At 66.5% G+C, this 2,521-nt stretch carries 3 protein-coding genes and 1 pseudogene; all 4 read left to right on the top strand.

Going from position 1 to position 2,521, the window contains the following annotated elements; all coding sequences use genetic code 11:
- Positions 1–669: pseudogene (locus tag HUU96_RS14895) on the top strand (type III PLP-dependent enzyme); the annotation flags it as partial.
- Positions 670–784: 115 nt separating this feature from the next.
- On the top strand, positions 785–1,834 hold the full coding sequence (locus HUU96_RS14890) for a 1,9-bis(guanidino)-5-aza-nonane synthase (RefSeq protein ID WP_174293512.1): 1,050 nt from the start codon (positions 785–787) through the stop codon (positions 1,832–1,834).
- A 10-nt stretch (positions 1,835–1,844) separates the two neighbouring features.
- On the top strand, positions 1,845–2,309 hold the full coding sequence (locus HUU96_RS14885; protein ID WP_174293511.1) for a GreA/GreB family elongation factor: 465 nt from the start codon (positions 1,845–1,847) through the stop codon (positions 2,307–2,309).
- Positions 2,309–2,494, top strand: a complete 186-nt coding sequence (locus HUU96_RS14880; RefSeq protein ID WP_174293510.1) for a hypothetical protein — start codon at positions 2,309–2,311, stop codon at positions 2,492–2,494. The genes HUU96_RS14885 and HUU96_RS14880 overlap by 1 nt, the downstream gene beginning before the upstream one ends.
- The last annotated feature ends 27 nt before the right edge of the window (positions 2,495–2,521 follow it).

Here is a 2,521-nt window from a genome sequence, read left to right as displayed (position 1 = left end):
GCGCTCGGCATCTGCTTCCATGTCGGGTCGCAGGCGATGACGCCCGACGCCTATACCCAGGCGATGGAGCGGGTGCGCGCGGCGATCGTCGATGCGGCGGTGACGGTCGACGTCATCGACGTCGGTGGCGGTTTCCCCTCGACCTATCCGGGCATGGAGCCGCCGCCGCTGGAGCGGTATTTCGACACCATTCACCGCGCTTTCGAGTCGCTGCCGATCAGCTACTCGGCGGAGCTGTGGGCGGAGCCGGGCCGCGCGCTGTGTGCAGAATATTCGTCGCTGGTGGTCCGCGTCGAGCGGCGTCGCGGATCGGAGCTGTACATCAACGACGGCGCGTACGGCGCGCTGTTCGACGCGGCGCATCTCGGCTGGCGGTTCCCGGTCACGCTGCTGCGCGAGCCGATGTCCGACATGCGTGAGCATCCGTTCAGCTTCTACGGCCCGACCTGCGACGACCTCGACCACATGACCGGGCCGTTCCTGCTGCCGGCCGACGTGGTGGCGGGCGACTATCTCGAGATCGGGATGCTCGGTGCCTATGGCGCGTGTATGCGGACGCAGTTCAACGGGTTCGGCGCGGACGAGGCGGTGATCGTGGCGGACGAGCCGATGGCGTCGCTGTACCTCGACGTTGCCGTCCAGAAGACGTCGAACGTCGTCACGCTGTAATCTCGCATCGCCATCCCGGGCTCGTCCCGGGATCCAGAGCCAAGCAGCGCTGCGTCCGTGACCCTGGACCTCCGGGACAGGCCCGGGGTGACAGACATCTTATGTGGAAAACCTCATGACCGACCAGATCAACGACACGCGCAAGGCCGAACTGCTCTCCAAGCAGGTCAAGCACATCGACATCACCAGCTTCGACGCGCGGCCGATCGTCGATGCGATGAAGGACATGAGCTTTACCAGCCGCGACCTCGGCCGTGCGACCGGCATCTACAACGACATGCTGGCCGACCGCGACTGCACGATCTTCCTGGTGATCGCCGGATCGACCTCGGCGGGCGGCTGCATGGACCTCTATGCCGAGCTGGTGCGCAACAACATGGTCGACGGCATCGTCGCCACCGGCGCGACCATTGTCGACATGGATTTCTTCGAAGGCCTCGGCCACAAGCATTATCAGGCGCTGGAGGTGCCCGACGACGATACGCTGCGCTCGCTGCTGATCGATCGCATCTACGACACCTATATCGACGAGGAGCAGCTGCAGAACGTCGATCACACGATCTTCGAGATCGCGGAGTCGCTGGAGCCGAAGGCCTATTCGTCGCGTGCGTTCATCCGCGAGATGGGCCGCTACCTGACCCAGCACGGCAAGAAGGACAATAGCCTGGTCAAGCTCGCCTATGAGCATGACGTGCCGATCTTCTGCCCGGCGTTCGTCGACAGCTCGGCGGGGTTCGGGCTGGTCAAGCACCAGGTCGACGCTGCCAAGGCCGGTAAGCCCTATCTGATGATCGATGCGGTCGCCGACTTCCGCGAGCTGACCGACATCAAGATCAAGGCCGGCACCACCGGGCTGCTGATGATCGGCGGCGGCGTGCCCAAGAACTTTATCCAGGACACCGTCGTCTGCGCCGAGATCCTGGGCCATGACGACGTGCAGGTGCACAAATACGCGATCCAGATCACCGTCGCCGACGTGCGTGACGGTGCCTGCTCGTCGTCGACGCTGCAGGAGGCGGCGTCGTGGGGCAAGGTCAACACCGGCATCGAGCAGATGGTGTTCGCCGAAGCCGGCAGCGTCATGCCGCTGCTCGCCAGCGACGCTTATCACCGCGGCCACTGGCGCGACCGCCCGGCGCGCAAATGGGGCGCGATCTTCGAATGAGCCTACTCCCATGAGTGTCGCGTTTCGGCGCGAGAGCGACGAGGAGCACAAGGAGCCGCGCTTCGAACTGCCGATCGCGCCGGGGCCGAACCTCGTCACGCCGCGCGGGCTGGCGCTGATCGAGGCCAAGGTGGCGGCGGTCGAGGCTGCCGTCGCGGTCGCGGCTGACGACGAGGCGCGGGACGTCCTGAAGCGCGAGCTGCGCTACTGGCACACCCGCCGATCGACCGCCGAACTGGCGGCTGCACCTGCAGCGGGTCAGGCCGGCATCGGCTCGCGGGTGACGTTCCGGCTGAACGGCGCTGTCCGGACGATCGCGATCGTCGGCGGCGACGAGGCGGAGCCGGCGACCGGCCGGATCGGCTTCCAGGCCCCGCTCGCCCGGGCGGTGATCGGCGCGGAGGCGGGTGAGCGCGTCGACTTCAACGGCATCGCCGAAGCGATCGAGATCGTCGCGGTCGAGGAGCAAGGCTGATGGCGAAAGGCGAAGGCTTTGAGCGTCACCGCCAGCCTTGGACGCAGGATGAGGTCCAGAAGCTCCACACGCTGGCCAAGAAGGGCATGGCGCTGAAGGCGATCGCCAAGGCGATGACGCGCAGCGAGGAGTCGATCAAGGACCGCGCCCAGCTGGACGGACTGGCGATCGCCAAACTGCGCTAGCGGGCGGCGACCGGCTCGGCCGGCAAC

The organism is Sphingomonas bacterium (genome assembly GCF_903644135.1).
Taxonomy (GTDB): domain Bacteria; phylum Pseudomonadota; class Alphaproteobacteria; order Sphingomonadales; family Sphingomonadaceae; genus Sphingomonas.
The sequence above is the reverse complement of the archived record's forward strand: the minus strand, read 5'-3'. Positions and strand labels throughout refer to the sequence as shown.